Annotated in this window: 17 protein-coding genes; 10 read left to right on the forward strand and 7 right to left on the reverse strand. The window is 69.0% G+C overall.

The annotated features are described in order from the left end of the window. The first annotated feature begins 202 nt into the window (after positions 1-202). The 3 genes from B7R87_RS16430 to B7R87_RS16440 all read left to right on the forward strand — a co-directional run bounded on the left by B7R87_RS16430 (position 203) and on the right by B7R87_RS16440 (position 4,413). Positions 203-2,296 (forward strand): ATP-binding SpoIIE family protein phosphatase, encoded by a 2,094-nt coding sequence (locus B7R87_RS16430; RefSeq protein ID WP_006347959.1) that lies wholly within the window; start codon positions 203-205, stop codon positions 2,294-2,296. 126 nt (positions 2,297-2,422) lie between these two features. Further along, positions 2,423-3,130 carry a DUF6193 family natural product biosynthesis protein gene (locus B7R87_RS16435; RefSeq protein WP_006347958.1) on the forward strand — a complete coding sequence of 236 codons (708 nt, stop codon included), beginning with the start codon at positions 2,423-2,425 and terminating at the stop codon, positions 3,128-3,130. 68 nt (positions 3,131-3,198) lie between these two features. Beyond that, positions 3,199-4,413, forward strand: a complete 1,215-nt coding sequence (locus B7R87_RS16440) for a helix-turn-helix domain-containing protein (RefSeq protein ID WP_006347957.1) — start codon at positions 3,199-3,201, stop codon at positions 4,411-4,413. A 36-nt stretch (positions 4,414-4,449) separates the two neighbouring features. Here the strand turns inward: B7R87_RS16440 and B7R87_RS16445 are convergent, their stop codons facing one another. Continuing rightward, positions 4,450-5,631, reverse strand: coding sequence for a helix-turn-helix domain-containing protein (locus B7R87_RS16445; RefSeq protein WP_040915473.1), 1,182 nt, complete (start codon positions 5,629-5,631; stop codon positions 4,450-4,452). Positions 5,632-5,825: 194 nt separating this feature from the next. Here B7R87_RS16445 and B7R87_RS16450 point away from each other — a divergent pair, with 194 nt between their 5' ends. From B7R87_RS16450 to B7R87_RS16470, 5 genes are all read left to right on the forward strand, one after another. Next, positions 5,826-7,004: a helix-turn-helix domain-containing protein gene (locus tag B7R87_RS16450; protein ID WP_233168845.1), complete on the forward strand. Its 1,179-nt coding sequence runs from the start codon at positions 5,826-5,828 to the stop codon at positions 7,002-7,004. 84 nt (positions 7,005-7,088) lie between these two features. Then, a complete protein-coding gene (locus B7R87_RS16455) occupies positions 7,089-8,330 on the forward strand; it encodes a helix-turn-helix domain-containing protein (RefSeq protein WP_040915485.1) in 1,242 nt (413 codons plus the stop codon). A gap of 155 nt (positions 8,331-8,485) precedes the next feature. Beyond that, positions 8,486-9,208 (forward strand): hypothetical protein, encoded by a 723-nt coding sequence (locus B7R87_RS16460; protein ID WP_100249150.1) that lies wholly within the window; start codon positions 8,486-8,488, stop codon positions 9,206-9,208. Between the two features lie 81 nt (positions 9,209-9,289). Next, positions 9,290-9,529: a hypothetical protein gene (locus B7R87_RS16465; protein ID WP_006347952.1), complete on the forward strand. Its 240-nt coding sequence runs from the start codon at positions 9,290-9,292 to the stop codon at positions 9,527-9,529. 342 nt (positions 9,530-9,871) lie between these two features. Then, positions 9,872-10,336 (forward strand): hypothetical protein, encoded by a 465-nt coding sequence (locus B7R87_RS16470; RefSeq protein WP_006347951.1) that lies wholly within the window; start codon positions 9,872-9,874, stop codon positions 10,334-10,336. A gap of 485 nt (positions 10,337-10,821) precedes the next feature. Here B7R87_RS16470 and B7R87_RS16475 read toward each other — a convergent pair whose 3' ends face one another. Continuing rightward, positions 10,822-11,019, reverse strand: a complete 198-nt coding sequence (locus B7R87_RS16475) for a DUF397 domain-containing protein (RefSeq protein ID WP_006347950.1) — start codon at positions 11,017-11,019, stop codon at positions 10,822-10,824. A 570-nt stretch (positions 11,020-11,589) separates the two neighbouring features. Here B7R87_RS16475 and B7R87_RS16480 point away from each other — a divergent pair. Beyond that, positions 11,590-12,063, forward strand: coding sequence for a DUF2867 domain-containing protein (locus B7R87_RS16480; protein ID WP_233168846.1), 474 nt, complete (start codon positions 11,590-11,592; stop codon positions 12,061-12,063). Positions 12,064-12,150: 87 nt separating this feature from the next. Next, positions 12,151-12,723, forward strand: a complete 573-nt coding sequence (locus B7R87_RS16485; protein ID WP_006347948.1) for a GNAT family N-acetyltransferase — start codon at positions 12,151-12,153, stop codon at positions 12,721-12,723. A 147-nt stretch (positions 12,724-12,870) separates the two neighbouring features. On the opposite strand, the gene B7R87_RS16490 is transcribed toward B7R87_RS16485, so the two are convergent. The 5 genes from B7R87_RS16490 to B7R87_RS16510 form a co-directional block, all read right to left on the reverse strand. Next, the gene (locus B7R87_RS16490) at positions 12,871-13,299 is read right to left on the reverse strand and encodes a hypothetical protein (protein ID WP_006347947.1); all 429 of its coding nucleotides are present in this window, start codon (positions 13,297-13,299) and stop codon (positions 12,871-12,873) included. 99 nt (positions 13,300-13,398) lie between these two features. After that, the gene (locus B7R87_RS16495) at positions 13,399-13,830 is read right to left on the reverse strand and encodes a glycine-rich domain-containing protein (protein ID WP_202488089.1); all 432 of its coding nucleotides are present in this window, start codon (positions 13,828-13,830) and stop codon (positions 13,399-13,401) included. An 89-nt stretch (positions 13,831-13,919) separates the two neighbouring features. Further along, a complete protein-coding gene (locus B7R87_RS16500; protein WP_040915470.1) occupies positions 13,920-14,750 on the reverse strand; it encodes a helix-turn-helix domain-containing protein in 831 nt (276 codons plus the stop codon). Continuing rightward, on the reverse strand, positions 14,747-15,268 hold the full coding sequence (locus tag B7R87_RS16505) for a DUF6879 family protein (protein ID WP_006347944.1): 522 nt from the start codon (positions 15,266-15,268) through the stop codon (positions 14,747-14,749). The genes B7R87_RS16500 and B7R87_RS16505 overlap by 4 nt, the downstream gene beginning before the upstream one ends. Continuing rightward, positions 15,249-15,458 carry a hypothetical protein gene (locus tag B7R87_RS16510; protein ID WP_040915467.1) on the reverse strand — a complete coding sequence of 70 codons (210 nt, stop codon included), beginning with the start codon at positions 15,456-15,458 and terminating at the stop codon, positions 15,249-15,251. The genes B7R87_RS16505 and B7R87_RS16510 overlap by 20 nt, the downstream gene beginning before the upstream one ends. Between the last annotated feature and the right edge of the window lie 143 nt (positions 15,459-15,601).

Below are 15,601 nucleotides of genomic sequence, written 5' to 3' on the forward strand. Positions count from 1 at the left end.
TGCCTGGTGCCGCCGGACCGTGGTGCGAGACCCCGTACCTGAGCACGGGGCTCTAAAGAGGTTACCGCCCGCCCCTCCCGTCCCCCATCGGCTTATACCTCCCGGCGTCCGCCGCGGACCGTGCGCCCGGCGCACTCCCGGGCCCGCGCTCCGCCTCGTACCCCGGGGGTCGGTGGACACCGGATCGGAATAAAGTGAGCAAATGCGCACTGAGGACGTCCTGGCCGCCATCGCGACCGGCCTGTGGCGATGGGACAACGCGGGCGGGACCGTCACTCTCGACGCGGAGGCCGCCCGGCTGCTGGGACTGCCGGGGGAGCCGGGCCCTTCCTCCTCGTATCCGGAGAACGCCGTCCGCGCCCGGATCCACCCCGTCGACTGGAACGAGATCAACGGCGTCGTCTCCCTCGCCATCGCGGAGGGCACGGTCGCGGAGGGCCGGCTGCGGGTCGTCGACACCGAGGGCCGGGTGGTGCGGACCGTACGCAGCCGCTCCAAGCCCGTCGCACTCGACGGCGGCTTCGAGATGATCGGCATGCTCCAGGAGGTTGCCGAACCCGCCGAGGGCACCGCGGCGAAGTCCCCCATCACCGGTGACTGGCGCCGCTCCCGGGAGGCGTTCCTGCTGGACGCGGGCCGCGCCCTGGCCGAGGCCCGGTCCACCGCCGAGGTGCTGCGGGTCGCCGCGTCGCTGTCCATGCCGGGGTTCTCGCCGGACGGGCTCGCGGTCTTCGGCGCCGCCGGGGAACGGCTGACGATCATCGGCCACCACGGGCACCAGAGTGCCGGGGGCGACCCCTTCTCCGATATGCGGCTCGATACCGACCATCCGGCGGCCGAGGTGGTCCGCACCGGCCGCGCGGTCTATCTGCCCAGCCCCGACGACTACGCCCGCCGCTACCCCACGAGCTGGCCGCTCGCCCAGAAGCTGGGCCGCCGCTCCTGGGCGTACCTTCCGCTGATCGTCGCCGGGCGCACGATGGGCGCCTGGATGGCCGCGTACCGGCACCAGGTCGTCTTCACACCCGACGAGCGGTCGGTGCTGACGACCGTGGCCCGGATGCTGGCCCAGGCGCTGACCCGGGCGGGGGTCGCGGAGACCGAGCGCGAGCTGTCCGAAGGCCTCCAGCGGTCGATGATGCCGGTCATCGGCCCGGCGATCCCGGGCACCGCGGTGGCCGCGCGGTACGTCCCCACCGGCGGCGGGCTCCAGGTCGGCGGCGACTGGTACGACATGATCCCGCTGCCGTCGGGCCGGATCGCGCTCGTCATCGGAGATGTCCAGGGCCACGATGTGCGGGCCGCCGGACTGATGGGCCAGCTCCGGATCGCACTGCGGGCGTACGCCTCCGAGGGCCACCGCCCGGACGCGGTCCTCTCCCGCGCCTCCCGCTTTCTGCACGGCATCACCGAGGCGTCCGGATCCTCCGACTCCGGATCGCGCTTCGCGACCTGTCTGTATCTGGAGTACGACCCGGCCAACGGCTGTGCCGAGATCGCCCGCGCCGGGCATCCGGAGCCCGCGGTGCGGATGGCCGACGGCACGGTCATCATCCGCCCCACGGAGGGCGGGCTGCCGCTCGGTATCGACCCGGACTCGGACTATCCGACGACCCGGCTGGAACTGGCGCCCGGCGAGACGATGATGATCTGCACCGACGGCCTCCTGGAGACCGGCGGCCACGACCTGGACACCGGCTGGGCCCGCCTCCGCGAGGTCCTGGAACGCCACCCGTCGACCGGCTCCCTGGAGGAGCTGGCCGACTCTTTGGTGTCCGCGGTGCACGGGCCCGTATCGCACTACACGGTCGGCCCCCTCGCTGACCGCCGCGAGGACGATGTGGCGCTGGTCCTGCTCTCCCGCGAGGGCGAGCCCGGCCCGGCCGAAGAGGCCCCGCGGCGTACCGTGATGACGATCGCCCAGGCCGAACCCGAACGCATCGCCGTCGCCCGGCAGACCGTCCGCGAACTGCTCCACGACTGGGCGGACCCGGAGCAGGTCGACGCGGCGGTGCTGATGGTCTCCGAGATGGTGACCAATGTGCTGGTCCACACGGACGGCAACGCGCTGCTGACGGCACAGATCGCCACCGCGACGCCCGCCCCCCGGGTCCTGCGGGTGGAGGTCGCCGACGCGAGCGACGAACTCCCCCACAAGCGCCGCCCCGGCGAACTGGCCTCCTCGGGCCGCGGTCTGGTGCTGATGGAGATGCTGGCGGACGCGTGGGGGGTGGACCCGCGGGGCGAGGGCAAGTGCATCTGGTTCGAGCTGCACGAGTCGGAGCGGAAGGGGTAAGCCGGAGAAGGCTACGCTCGGCGGACGTACCCCCGGGTGCCGTCGATCGCCTGGTCTTCGCCGGGCGCGGACGCCCTTCCACGATCTGCCCTCCCGGAGCGGGGGCGATTCAGGCACACTCGGGCGATGGACTTCGGGGCGGGGATCGACGAGATCTGCTGGGCCGGCGGGGCTCTCCGGGCTGCGGTGGGGCGTACGGCCGAGGGGCTCGGGCTTGTCCTGCCGGAGCCGGACAGGGAGTCGGGTCGCCTCGCGGAGTACGCCGACAGGGCGAGAGGCCGGCGCGCGATGGTGTATCCGCCCGGCAACAGGTGCCGGACCTTCCAGGTGAGCCTCGACGACAACGGCACGCGCATGGCCTACGGAAAGACCGCGGATCTGGCCGAGGCGGTCAGGGCGACGGCGGCGTGGACGGGCGGCGCGGGACTTGAGGAGACCAGGGCGCAGACCCCGTTCGTCCGGTTCAGGCCCTGGGCCCTCGTCCACGAGCGGGAGCCTTTCGGTGCCGTCGAGTTGACGTGGCAGGCCAAACTCGACCGCATCCACATGCCACCGAACGATCGGCACCTGCGCCCCCACGCGCTGCTGGCGGCGGCGTACGCCCGGCCGGTGCTTCGCCGGTTGATGCCGGTCAACAGCCACTTCAACCTCTGGTTTTCCACCAGGGTCGAGGAGTCCTGGAAGGCGAGGGTCGGGCCGGTCGTCTGCCCGTACGACGAGGGTTTCTACGGGGTGCAAAGCAAAGGCGAGCGGATTGCGCGCACCGAGACGCCCGAGGAAGCCGTCGCCCTCCTGGTGGCCGCACTCCCAGAGGGCCTCGGGCCCGCGAGCTGAGGCGGCGAAGAGGACCGAGGACGGTGCGCGGGGCAGCCGGGTGCGCCCGGCGGACGTACCCTCGGGGTATGGCTGTTGAGCACCTCGGTGACCGGCTGGCCCGCCTGCGGCGGACGGCCGGTCTCACTCAGGAGGGACTCGCGGAGAGGGCCGGTGTCTCCGCCGATGTCGTCCGCAAGCTCGAACAACGACGCAAGCACAGCGCCCGGTTGCCCACCCTGCACGCGCTCGCGCACGGGCTCGGAGTGGAGCTGGCCGGCCTGCTCGGAGACCCGCCGGGGGTGCCGTCGACCGGCGCGGCGGACCCCCCGCAACTGGTCGCTGTCCGACGGGCCGTCATGCCGCCGCTGTTCGCCGTCCCCCGCGAACCGGAGGGCGCCGAAACGCTCTCCCTGCCCCTGCTCCGCCGGGAGATCGCCGCCGGGTGGACGCTCTACCACGATGCGGAGTTCGGCCGCCTCATGGACGTGCTGCCGGGCATCGTGAACGACGCCTGGTTCGCGGCGTCCGTGGGCAGTGCCGAGGACCGCGCGCGGGGACAGGCCGCGCTGGGCAAGGCGCTCCAGCTCGCGGGTCATCTCGCGATCCGGCTGGGCAAGACGGATCTGGCGCTCTCCGCGCTCGAACGGGCCATGGACGCGGCCCGCGACTCGGGCGATCCGCTGCTCGCCCCGATGATCAGCAACTCCGTCGCCTGGAACTACCAGCGGCAGAACCGCCTGGACGACGCCGAACACCTCGCGGTCCACGCCGCCGACGCCGCGGAACGGGCCGGGGGCGACACGGCCGAAGGGGTCCGGGTGTGGGGCGGCCTGGTGATGTCCGCCGCCACCAGCGCGGCCCGGCGCGGCGACTACGACACCGCGAACCGGATGATGCTCGACGCCGAGACCGCGACCCGGCGGCTCGCCGCGCTGCCCTCGTCCGACGACGGCAGGATGGTCTCCGTCTTCAACCGCTCGTCGGTACGGATCGAACGGGTCCGCCTCGCCGTCCAGCACGCGCGCCCGGCGGAGGCGCTGGCCCTGGCCAAGGGGATCCGCCTCAGCCCCGGCACCCCCGTCTCGTGGCGCACTTGGCTGCTCCTCGACATCGCCCGCGCCCAGGTCGACCTGGGCAACCCCGAAGGCGCGGTCGCCACCCTGGAGAAACTGCACAGGATCGCCCCTGCATGGATGCGGCACCACACCCTGGCGGTGGCGATCGTGAACGACCTCGGGGCGGGCCCGAGACACCCGCCGGGCCTGCGGCGCCTCGCTGAGTTGCTGGGTCCGGCGATCTAGCGCCGCCGCCGGGCGGATGGTGAGGGTACGACCCGGTCAGAGCGTGACACCGGACAGTTTCGCCAGCTTGAGCAGCTGCGGATTGCTGCGGCGGTGCAAGGACGCCACTACCCGGAGTACCTCTCGCCCCATCGGGTTCAGCTTTGCCATCTGAGGGGCCGCGCCATAGGCGGCGGCGAGGCTCTCCAGTGCCCCGTCACGGTCACCGACATCCACTTGGGCCCGGGCGATGTTGATGCGGGTGGCGGCGGTACGTGTGGGGGTCAGGCCGGCCAGAACGGGGTCGATGCCGTCGGCGAGGGACAGCGCCTCGCGTGGCGTACCCAGATCCAAGCGGGTGGCCAGCACATGAGTCGCCGTGTTCATCGAGCCGAACAGCATGGCGGAGCGGTTCCACTCCGTCCCCAGCTCCTCCGAGACCCGCCGGGCGGAAGAGATATGACGCTCCGCCTCCCGCCTGCCCTCCTGCTTGTCGGCCAGCCGTCCGGCCAGCGTCATGCCGCGCAGATTGAGAACACCGACGGCGAAAGCGCGCTCCTGCCCCGACAGCCCTGCTTCCGCGTCGGCCACGGCCCGGTCGACCAGGGCCAGCCCGCCCTCGTAGTCCCCGCCGTTCAGATACGCCCCGGCCCGGTCCCGCGCTGCGATGGCGACGCCGAGCGGGGTCGCCTTCTGTTCGACGGCCCACCGCTGGCGGGTGACGGCCAGTTCCGCCATGTCCATCCAGCGGTGGCGGGCGGCGACCCAGTAGACGGCGCTGTAGACCTCGGCCAGGGCCATCCAGCCCTGTGCGGAGTTCGCCCCGTACGCATGGGTCGTCGCGTCCCGGAGCAGTCCGGGCAGCAGTCGCATCAGCGCACGGACCTCGAAGCCGTCGCGGTACTGCCCGACCTGTTCCAGGCGGGCGCCGATATGCGCCTCGGCCACCGTGTTCCGGCCCGGGACGTCGTAGTCCCGCAACGCTGAACGCAGGGCGGACAGGGATTCCTCGTCGTCCTGCTGAACGCGGACCTTCCCCAGCACTTCGGCCACGGTCAGACCCATGGCTTTGGCCACTGCGGCGGCGGTCGCATGGGTGAGGGCACGGTCCCCCACCTCCACCTTCGACAGTAAGGAGACGGAGACATTGGCTTTGTGGGCCAGCCTGATCCGAGACCAACCACGCTCCTCCCGGAGCGCGGCCACATTCGCTCCAGGTGGCCGTTCACTGGTGCCCATAGGAAGCAGCCTGCCCTGAATGACTCTTGTTGGACCCATGGGCCGCAGCCCTTTGCCGCACGAGACCGCGCTGATCCCGGACAGGCGCCAGTTGCCCCGGGGAAGCGGATCTCCTTGTTCGCGTGTCCTTCGTTTGTGTGACTACTGTGGCGCGCGAGAGGCATACGTGGCTCGGTTCGGAGGTTCCGCCTGATGTGAGCCCGGTTTGCCGCAAGGACCGTGTCTGGGCGGGTGTGTATGCGAGCGGCCTGGTGATGAGCGGACAGGACGAGTTGCCTGCCGGTATCCCGATCGGGGGCCGCCTGGCCCTCTGGCGTACACGACGAGGTCTGACCCGGAGCGAGCTTGCCGACCGTGCCGGGATACCGGCCGTACACATCGAGCAGTGGGAGAGCGGCGCGGACTGGGTGGACCGACACGGTCCGCTGGCCGCTCTTGCAGCAGCCTTGAGGTTGGATCCCGGCCTGCTGACCGGGCAGCCGTATCCGGCCGTGGGAAGCAAGCACGCATCCGTCCGGGCCGTGGCCTTCCAACTGCGGCGGCAGCTCTTCCAACGACAGGCCACCGACGACGGGCCCGAACCGGACGGCGATTTCGCGCACCGCGTCCGGGTTGCAGTGACCGCCGAAGAGGCCGGGGACGAGTACCTGCTCGCCCGCGGGCTGCCTGGGCTGATCCGGGCAGCCGACCGGACGGCGGCGAATGCCCCTGGTTCTCGGACCGACGACCTATGGGTACGAGCCCAAGTTCTTGCTGCGGGCCTGCTCAGGCGCCTGGGGTATCGGGACCTGGCAGGGATTTTTCTGCACCGAGCCCGCTCCGCCGGGGCTGAGGCAGGGCTTGTTGTCGCCGAAGAGATAAGGCTGTTGATCGACCTGGGTCTGCCGGAGCCCGCGTTGGCTCGTGCGGACCGGGCCGGGGACGTCGGGAGTTACGCCGAGCTCACGACCCTGACAGCCTTTGCCGAGGCCATGGCCGGACGTTCGCTGAGGGCAGCGCAGTTGCTGTCCGAGGCTGCCCGGCGGGCCGAGGACGAACGGTCCATCGCAACCACGACGGCGGCCCGCGCCGTGGTTGCCCTCGAATACGGGGCCCCCGAGGAGGCGGCCGAGCATGCCCGGGCAGTGGACCTGTCGGCGCTGCGCCCCTCGGAGCGTGTTCACTTGCTGCGGGCCGCGTCGGCTGCCGCGGCTCGCCTAGGGGACATCGGCTCGGCAATCGCGGCCTTGGCCGAGGCGGACGCAGCCACACCGCTGAGGTTCCGGCTCGACCCTTTCGCCCGGGAACTCGTTGTCGCTCTCTCCACCCGCACCGGTGGTGGGGACCGGCACGATGCGCTGCGGGTTCTGACCGAGCGGATCGGCCTGAGCTGAATCCGTCGCTTGGGCCATCAAGCCCGGGATGTCACCGTTCCGCCCTACGCTGGGGTCGAGTCCATCACGAGGGGTGGGGTGGTCATGCAAACGGACCCCAGCGACAACATCGGCCAAAGGTTACGAGCGGTACGTCGCCAACGCGGGATGTCACTGCGGACCCTGGCCGGACTGGCCGGCCTGTCCCCCGGCTTCCTGTCGATGGTCGAGAACGGCCATCGCCATCTGGACCGTACGGGACACGTCGTTTCGCTTGCCGAAGCCCTTCAGATCGCACCGGTCGAACTGACAGGCATGCCTCTTGCCCCTGCCGACGTGGGCATGGATTCCGCCCACGCGTCGATCCCGAGCCTCCGGCTGGCGCTGATGGGCATTCCACCGGACCCTTCGCGCGACCGGCGCGCTCACCCTCCAGTGCCGGTTCCCGCCCTTGCCACACGGGTCCGGGAGGCGAACCGCCTCTACCACGCAGCCGAATACGGGCATCTGGCGGATGGACTGCCCGGGCTTCTGAACGATCTGCACACCGCCGCCCAAACGGCCACGGGCGCCGGCCGGGCCGTGCTGCTCGGTCTGCTGGCCGACGCATACCACCCGGCCTGCACCTTGCTGTTGAAGAACCTCGGCTACACGGATCTCGCGTTCATCGCGGTTACGCGGGCCGCCGAAGCCATCGCCGAGCTGGACGATCCGGTCCGGACGGCACTCTCCGGTTTCTTCCACGCACATGTCCTGATGTCCGCCGGAAGCCCCGACCAAGCACTGGACCGCGCCGGACAGGCAGCCGATGTCGTGGGACGTCACCTCGCCGGACCCGGCGCCTGCGCACTGCTCGGGGAACTGCATCTCATGCAGGCCACATGCCTGGCCCTGGACGTCCACCGGTCCGGCGCCGACCGCACCCGGGAAGTCGGAGAGCATCTGTCGGAGGCCGGTGATCTGGCCGAGCGCGTCGGTGAAACCAAGGCGTGGCATCTGAACTTCGGCCCCACCAACGTCGGTATCCACCACGTCAGCCTCAACACCGAACTGGGCCTCCACGGCAAAGCCGTAAGCGTCCGGCCCGGCCTGAATCCGCAGATCCTGCGAGCCCCTGGACGCCAGGCTGCGTTCCACGCCGACCTCGGCCGTTCACTCACCCAGCTCCGTGGCCGGGACACCGAAGCGGTTGTCGAACTGCTGGAAGCAGAACGGGTCGCGCCTCAGCGCATCCACGCCAATGCTTCCGTACGCGGCGCTGTTGCCACGCTGCTGGAGCGCCGACTGCCCTCGCACACTGCCCGGGACCTGCGTGGGCTGGCCCATCGGGTCGGCCTTCAGCCCTGAAGAAGGCCCGGCACCGGAGGAGGTTCACCACGGTGAACACATCAGCGTAACCATGCTCTTACCTTCCGTAACGTGATCCGGGTGGAAGTCCCATCCGGCAGGAAGGGACAGGCCCAGCCATGGCCGAGCAGCTGATGCACCATGAACCTCGGGCAATGCCCGCGCCCGGGAACGACACCGCGACAGGGCTGGACGGTCTCCGCCGAGCGCTGGACGCGCTCGCGTGCTGGTGGCTGCGGGACCGGGTCGTGGTGGCCCGGCTTGCCGGGGACGTGGGGCCGCTGGTGTGGGACGTGCTCAAGGGGTCCGGGGTCTGGGAAACCCTGCCCGTGCACTCCCGCGCCGCGCTGTACTGGTGCGTCGCGGACGGGCGGGCGATCCGGCGGGCGTGGCCGGTCGACGTGAGCGTGGAGGAGTACCGGCCCCGGGTCACCGCCCTCGTCATGGACGTGGCCTACTTCGCGGCCGTCTGCGACCCCGAGGGGGCCGGGCGCTGGCCGGAGGCCGACCCCGAGCGGACCCGCCACGCCCTCCTCGCGGTCGAGCTGCTGCGCCAGTTCGGGAAGCTCCCCGTGGCCTGGCGGGCGGCCGTCCTGCGGGAGCTGCACCGCGCGGCCCGGCTCCGGGATCCCGCGCGGCGCACCCTCGCCGAGGTGCTGGCCGAGGCGAGCGCGTACGCCATCAAAGGGGAGGACCCGCCCGGGCCGGAGTACGCGGATTTCCGGACTGTCGACGCGCCCGAACTCGTACAACGCATCGCCCGCTTACCGCGCGGCTGGCGAGGCGAGGCGTTCCGGAGGATCGCGGCCGGGGGCGACCCGATGGCCGTGGAGGCGGCGGCGCGGGAGGCCATCAGGGCCGTCTGCACCACCCCGTAAACACTCAAGCGCCCCGAACGGAACCGTTGGAGCGGTCCGCCGGGGCTTGCCGAACAGCTTTCCTGAAGGAGCTGAACGACCGTGTTCGACCTTATCGTTCGGGCCGTCGAATGGGCCCGGTTCTTACTCTTTCCCCTCGACCTCTTCCCCGTCCCCGAGCCCCCGGTCCGCACGGACCCCTGGCGCCGCCCGTGGACCAGCCCCACGCAGGAGGAGGCGCAGGCGATCCTCCGCGCCAGGGAGGAGGCGGCCCGCGGGAAGCGGAAGCTGTACTACCTGCCGCCGGGTGTGTTCCTCCCCCTGACGGGAGCCCGCCGATGACCCGCGACGGTCTCACCACCCCCGTACCCCCGCCGTCCGGCGGCCCCTGCGTGGTGTGCGGCCACACCTCGCCCGCTGCCGTGGAGGTCGGCTACATCCAGCAGACGAGCGGCCCGGGAATCGTGCAGTACGCCTGCCCCGAGCACGCGGCTGCGTATCTGCCGGGTCCTGTGCCCGACGAACTGGACTTATGCAGGGTGGCTAAAAGCGGGCATATGTGAGCTTGGACACTATAAGGGTGGCCCGGTCCTGCTCGGTCAGGGGACAGCTGTCGGTAGCGGCAATCCATGTCAGCGGCCGCTCCTAGACTGGCGGGGCCGCCACGAGAGGAAATGATCACAAATGCGCCGCGAACGCTTCCATGCCTTTGCCCTGGAGGCCCTCGGAAAGGGCCCGGACGTCCGGGGAGCCGAGCCGTGGGACCGTGGTGATCACACGGTGGGTTTGCATGTGACGTTTTCCACCGGTGCACAGGTCTGGATCAGTATCACCACGGCGCTTGCCCCCGGTGAGAAGCACGAGAGCGCGGAAGCGCCGGTGCACGCTGAGCCGCCGGCCGAAGTACCGGTCCCCGAGCTCTACCAGGACGGTTCCACCACCCCTGAGAAGGTCAAGCATTACCTTGCTGCGGTGATGGCGAACTCCGGATGCGATGAGATCGCCCTCGTCTACCCCTACGCCGATGACGGGCATCCCGGGTTCGGTCTGCAGTTCCACAACGGCGCCAAGGTTTTCTGCCTGCTCGTCCACTCCGCCCGGCCGGGCCAGTCTCCTGGTGCCAAGTACGAACTCCAGGCCGCCTTCTAGCGGCTCACCGCCGACCGAGGCAGGCTGAGCGGCGGAGTACCAGGTACCACCACATCAGTGCATCGTTGATGAAGGGAGTCCTGATGCAAGACTGCATTCACCACCGCTCCGGTGCCCGCTTCGAGCCGGGCACCTGCGAAGGCAACTGCCCCGTCTGCGGGGCCATTGTTGGCGCGCCGCCCGGTTCACCGACCACCTCTCACCAGGCCGCTGGATCGCGTGATACCTGTCCGGGTTCCGGCTCGCCCGCTGTCTAGCGACACGATCACCACAGGTGTACGCGTGCCCTCGGTTCACCGCCGAGGGCACGCTGCTTTCTTGGGTTCGTTGTGGAGCTCGGTTTGACACCGGCTGGGCCCGGTTCCGCGAGGTTCTGGAACGCCATCCGTGTGCTGATGGAGATGATGCCGGCGGACACGTGGAGGGCAAGAGCATCTGGTTCGAGCTGCACGAGTCGGACCGGGTCGAGTAAACGGGCCAGTTCCCTACAGGTTTGCTGACCGGGCCATCTCGACGAGCCCGGACCAAGCCGAGGGGGAAAACATGATGACGGGTCCGTCGGGGCGCTTGCTGTCCCGAACGGGGACGGCGGGTGGGAAGCCCTTACCGAACTCGATGCAATTGCCGCCATTGGTGCTATAAGAGGACTTGTGCCAAGTTATGGACGATCTGCTTTGATTCATCGCAAACTCTCCAAGTGGGCACTCATGCGCTCGGCCGATGGCTCCGGCGACAGCGTGTACCTGATGAGCGGATCATATGCATGGATGGCGGCTGTGACTTCCTCCCCGTCCAGTGCAGCCGCCCTGGGAAAACCCGTCCACGTTGAGGACGTCATGAGGGTGCTTGCCCCCGAACTCCGGATGCGGTGAGATCGCCCTCGTCTACCCCTGCACCGATGACGGGCACCCTGGATTCGGGCTCCAGTTCCACAACGGTGCCAGGGTTTTCTGCCTGTTCGTCCACTCCGCGCGGCCGGGCCAGTCTCCCGGTGTCAAGTACGAACTCCAGGCTGCTTTCTAGTGATTCACCGGGCGGTGTGCGGGTGTCCTCGGTCCGCCTGGCGAGGGCATCTGCCGTTTGGCCTGCCGGAGGCCATCTCCGGGCCCGTACCCGATGAACTTCCCCCTGGACTATACGGCACCGTATAACTAGGCTGATGGTGTTCTATACGCTGCCGTACAAGCAGGTGGGGGGACAGCATGCCTCGGTTCAAGTGCGGGCCAGGGAAGTCCGATTCGAGGGTGGGCGTCGTGACAAGCGCGGTGGGCGTGCACCAGGTCCCCGAGCCCGTGTGGGACCTCGGCGGCCTGCCGGTGCCGGACTACGCCGACCACTTCGCTCTGACGACGGACGCCACCGCCGGACCGGAACGCTGGGCTCGGGCGATGTTCGGGGACGAACCCGACCTCGCCGCGCGGTTCATCTGGCGGGGGCTGCTGGGGCTCCGGCTCAGTCGTGGGGTGTCGGCGGACACCGTGGCGGGGTGGAGGATCGCCGCCCGAGGCGAGGACTGGATCCGGCTGGAGGCCGCCTCCTGGTTCCTCGACGGCGTACTCGTCGTCCGGGCGCCCGAGGGCGAGATCTCGCTGAGCACCTTCCTGCACTACCGCCGCCGCCCCGGCCGCGCGATATGGCCCCCGCTCTCCGCCGTCCACCGGCGGCTCGCCCCGGGACTCCTCCGCACCGCCGAAGTGCGCATCCGGCGCTCGTCCCAGGGGGTTTAGTGCCGTGACCGGGAACCTTCACCGAGGTGGTTGGTCCGCGCCGCCGACAGCCGGGCAACGTTTTGCATGCCGTGACATCGTGCTGCCATGACCTTTGAAGTTCGCCCGGCATCGGTGTTCGAGGACGTCCGGTCCCTGGTCGGTCCGAAGTCGCCCGGCGCCAATGTCTGCTGGTGCCTGAGCTACCGGCTTCCGTCGAAGCTCAACAACGAACTCCGTGGGTCGGCCCGTGGTGAGTACGTTGACCGGCTGTGCCGCAACCAGCCCCCTCCCGGGGTGCTCGCCTATGACGGCGACGAGCCGGTCGGCTGGGCTGCCGTGGCCCCGCGCTCGGACACGTCTTTTGCCCGCAGCCGCACCATCCCGCACGTCGACGACCTGCTGGTGTGGTCCCTGTGGTGTATCCGGGTACGCCCCGGTCATCGCAGGCAGGGGGTCTCGCACGCCCTGATCGCCGGGGCGGTCGAGTTCGCCCGCTCTCACGGTGCACCGATCATCGAGGCGTATCCCCTGGACAACGGGGACGCGCAGGTGGACACGACGATGGCGTACGCCGGGATCCGGAAGAACTTCGAGCGCGCGGGATTTAGCCACGCGGCCGACACCACCTCGGTACTGGCCGGCCATCCCCGGGTCCTCATGCGGCTCGACCTGCGCTGAGAGACGTCTCATCGGTCTCGGATGCCGCCTCATGGGCCGGCCGCCCCACCGGATGCCCTTCTCGCCACGTACGTCGGCCTGTTCACGGTCCTGGGCGGCTCCGGTAGAACTGATCGAAGACGTGCGGTGCGTCGGCCGGGTCGACTTTCAAGCTGTATAGATCGTGGGACGCCACGAAACCTGGTCCTCGGCCAGCCCGTCAACGGTCAGGTTTCCCAACCAGAGCTGGTCACGGTTGGCATACGTCGATTCGAACCGGACACGCATTCCGCCGGGTTCCAGTCTCCAGCCGTTCGCGTCGAACTGTGCGATACGGTCGCTGCCGCACACGAACGCTCGGGTGGCCTGAGTCAGTACCCATTGGGCCAGTTCGGCGTCGCCCGCTGTGGGCCGTCCGCAGTCGCGGGCCATCTGCCACAGGTGCTTCCAGTCAACTCCGGAAGTCAATGGGCCGATGACGGCCACCTCTCCGATTCGCCGTGCGTCAAGGTGGTGCGTGGCATAACCGAATACCACGCCGAACAGGGCGAACACTGTGACCCTGCTGGTGCCGGTCAGAACCTCGTCGGATGTCATGGGTGGTGCCTTTGCTCCAGGCGGGACCCGGGTACCTGATACGCGCCCGGGTCCCTTGTGCGGGCAGATCACGGCAGAGCGCCGTGTGCTGGGAGCGGGTCAGCAGCCGTCGCCGTCGCCGCAGCAGGCAGGCGGGTTGCACTCGGCCGTGGTGCTCCACAGATGGGCGTCGACTTCAAACCCGGCTGCCCTGATCCGGTCGGAAACGGTCCTCATCAGTCCGTGTGTCCGCACCCCGGTGTTCGGGACGTGGTGGACGAAGTAGCCGAACTGCTCCTGACACCAGGCGGCGTACTGCTGGGTGTGGAGCATGAACGAGTGCCAGCCGGGGTCCACTTGCTTGCTGGGCGCCATGTCGAACGCCTTCTGGCTGCCCAGGACGTACACGAAGGCGATGGCCTGGTCCATTACCTGGTCGGCCGCGGTCGGTTCCAGATCGTATTCTTCCGCGCAGAACGCTGCGAGGCTCTCGAAAAGCTTCGCACTGACGAGGTCGCGCCCGTGCCGTAAGGCGGCGGGACTATTCAGCATCGTCGTCACGTCAGACTTCCCTCCGGTCGGCGGTCGGCGGCCTTCGCTCTCGCCGAATGCCTGATTCTGGCGGGGTGGGAGGGTGAGTACTAGGAGATTTCCTGTTCTTTCAAGAAGTCGTCCCGGATGCTTGCGGTGAAGTCCCGCATGCTTTCACCTGAAAGGGCGATTCTGCCGAAGGTGTCGAACTTGGCCGCGTACAGCTCGATATCCCGAATCTCGGTGGTGGTGATTTCTGCATGAGGGATCTCGACCATGGCGAGCCGGCCGTCGAAGAGAGTGAAGGAAGATGTGGGCAGCTCGGGCATGGGTGCGCTCAACGGGACGGCGGCGATGGCAACGTTCGGCAGTCTGGACATAGTGATGAGCTTGTCCAGTTGCGCAGCCATCATGGGAGCCGGAATCAGTCTCCATCTGAGCACCGACTCGGTAATCACGAATCGGAAACTCCGGGATCGGGCGTAGAGAACCTCCTGTCGGCGGAGGCGTGCGCCGATCATTTTCTCCAGTGCGTCGTCGGACAGCTCCGAACTCTGCTGAACCGCCCGGATGTACTCGGGGGTCTGGAGCAGGCCGGGAATGCAGGAAGGCTGGAAGACCCTGAGCAGGGTTGTTCCGGCCTCTATGGCCCGAATATCTTCCTGGTGCTTGTGCAGACCCGTGCGCCGATAGACGCGCCACGCTGTGGACTCCGTGGCTGCCCTGCGGGCTGCCTCGGCCAGGTTCGCCTTTATTTCGGCGGGTACCTCCAAAGCCTCCAGGATGCGCTCGACGTCGAGGACGGAGGGGGTCAACGCCCCGTTCTCAATCTTGCTCAGCTTACTCGGGGACATGGCTGCGCTGCGGGCAACTACTTTCGCCTGCTTTCCGCAGGCTACTCGCATGTCCCGCAGCGTCTTACCCAGGTCGGCCCTGTTCACATGTCCCCGTACCGCTCCCACCATTCGGCGAACGGCACGGCTCTGCTCAGCGCGAGGTCCCGGTGGGCCGTCCACTCCGCAGGGTCCGGGTGGGATTCGGCCCCCAGGAACCTGCCGGACTCTCCGTAGTTCATCGAGACCACGGAGGATTCGTCGAACATCCAGAAGTCCGGAATGCCTTCCAGCGGGTTCGGCCGGTCCGTGATGTCGAGGATGAAGAACTCCTCTCCGGCAACTGCGTTCTTCCGGTAGCCCCAGCCGAGTTCGAACCGGAGGTAATCCGTCAGGGGGCGCGAGAGGATATGGACGCGGTACATGCGCTTACCGGAGTCGACGTTGCCCCGTACCTCGTCGGCCCATTCCTGGTTGTAGTCGTCCGGTTGGGGCTCACCGGCCAGAAACGCACGGATCATCTCCGGGTCGGACGATCCGCTGTAGTCGTCCAGGGTCTCCAGCCGGAAGGCTTCCCGGCGGAAGTCGGAGAACAACTTCTCGAACTCAGCGGACGAGATGCTCACGGACGTACCTCTCGATGATCTCGGCGGGGATGCGGACCACGGTCTCGCCGACCGGTATGTCGGTGCCGACCACAGCCCCCGCGTTCTCTACGTCATAGCCCTGGACCAGTAGGTCCCCGGACCCCTCCACGCGGTACAGCGTGGCGCACGTTCCCTTCTCGCACTCCCCGACCAGCCGTGTCACAGCCATTCCGTCCCCCTTGTCGCGAGGTTCTGGATTGTGTCCTGTTCGATGCTCCCGACCCGGTGGCTGCGGGGTCAAGGAGTCACAGTTGAGAGAACAGGAAACCGGTACGGTCGGCCGGATCGCTTCGGTGGCCGCACCTTCTGGTG

This window comes from Streptomyces tsukubensis (assembly GCF_003932715.1).
Classification (GTDB): domain Bacteria; phylum Actinomycetota; class Actinomycetes; order Streptomycetales; family Streptomycetaceae; genus Streptomyces; species Streptomyces tsukubensis.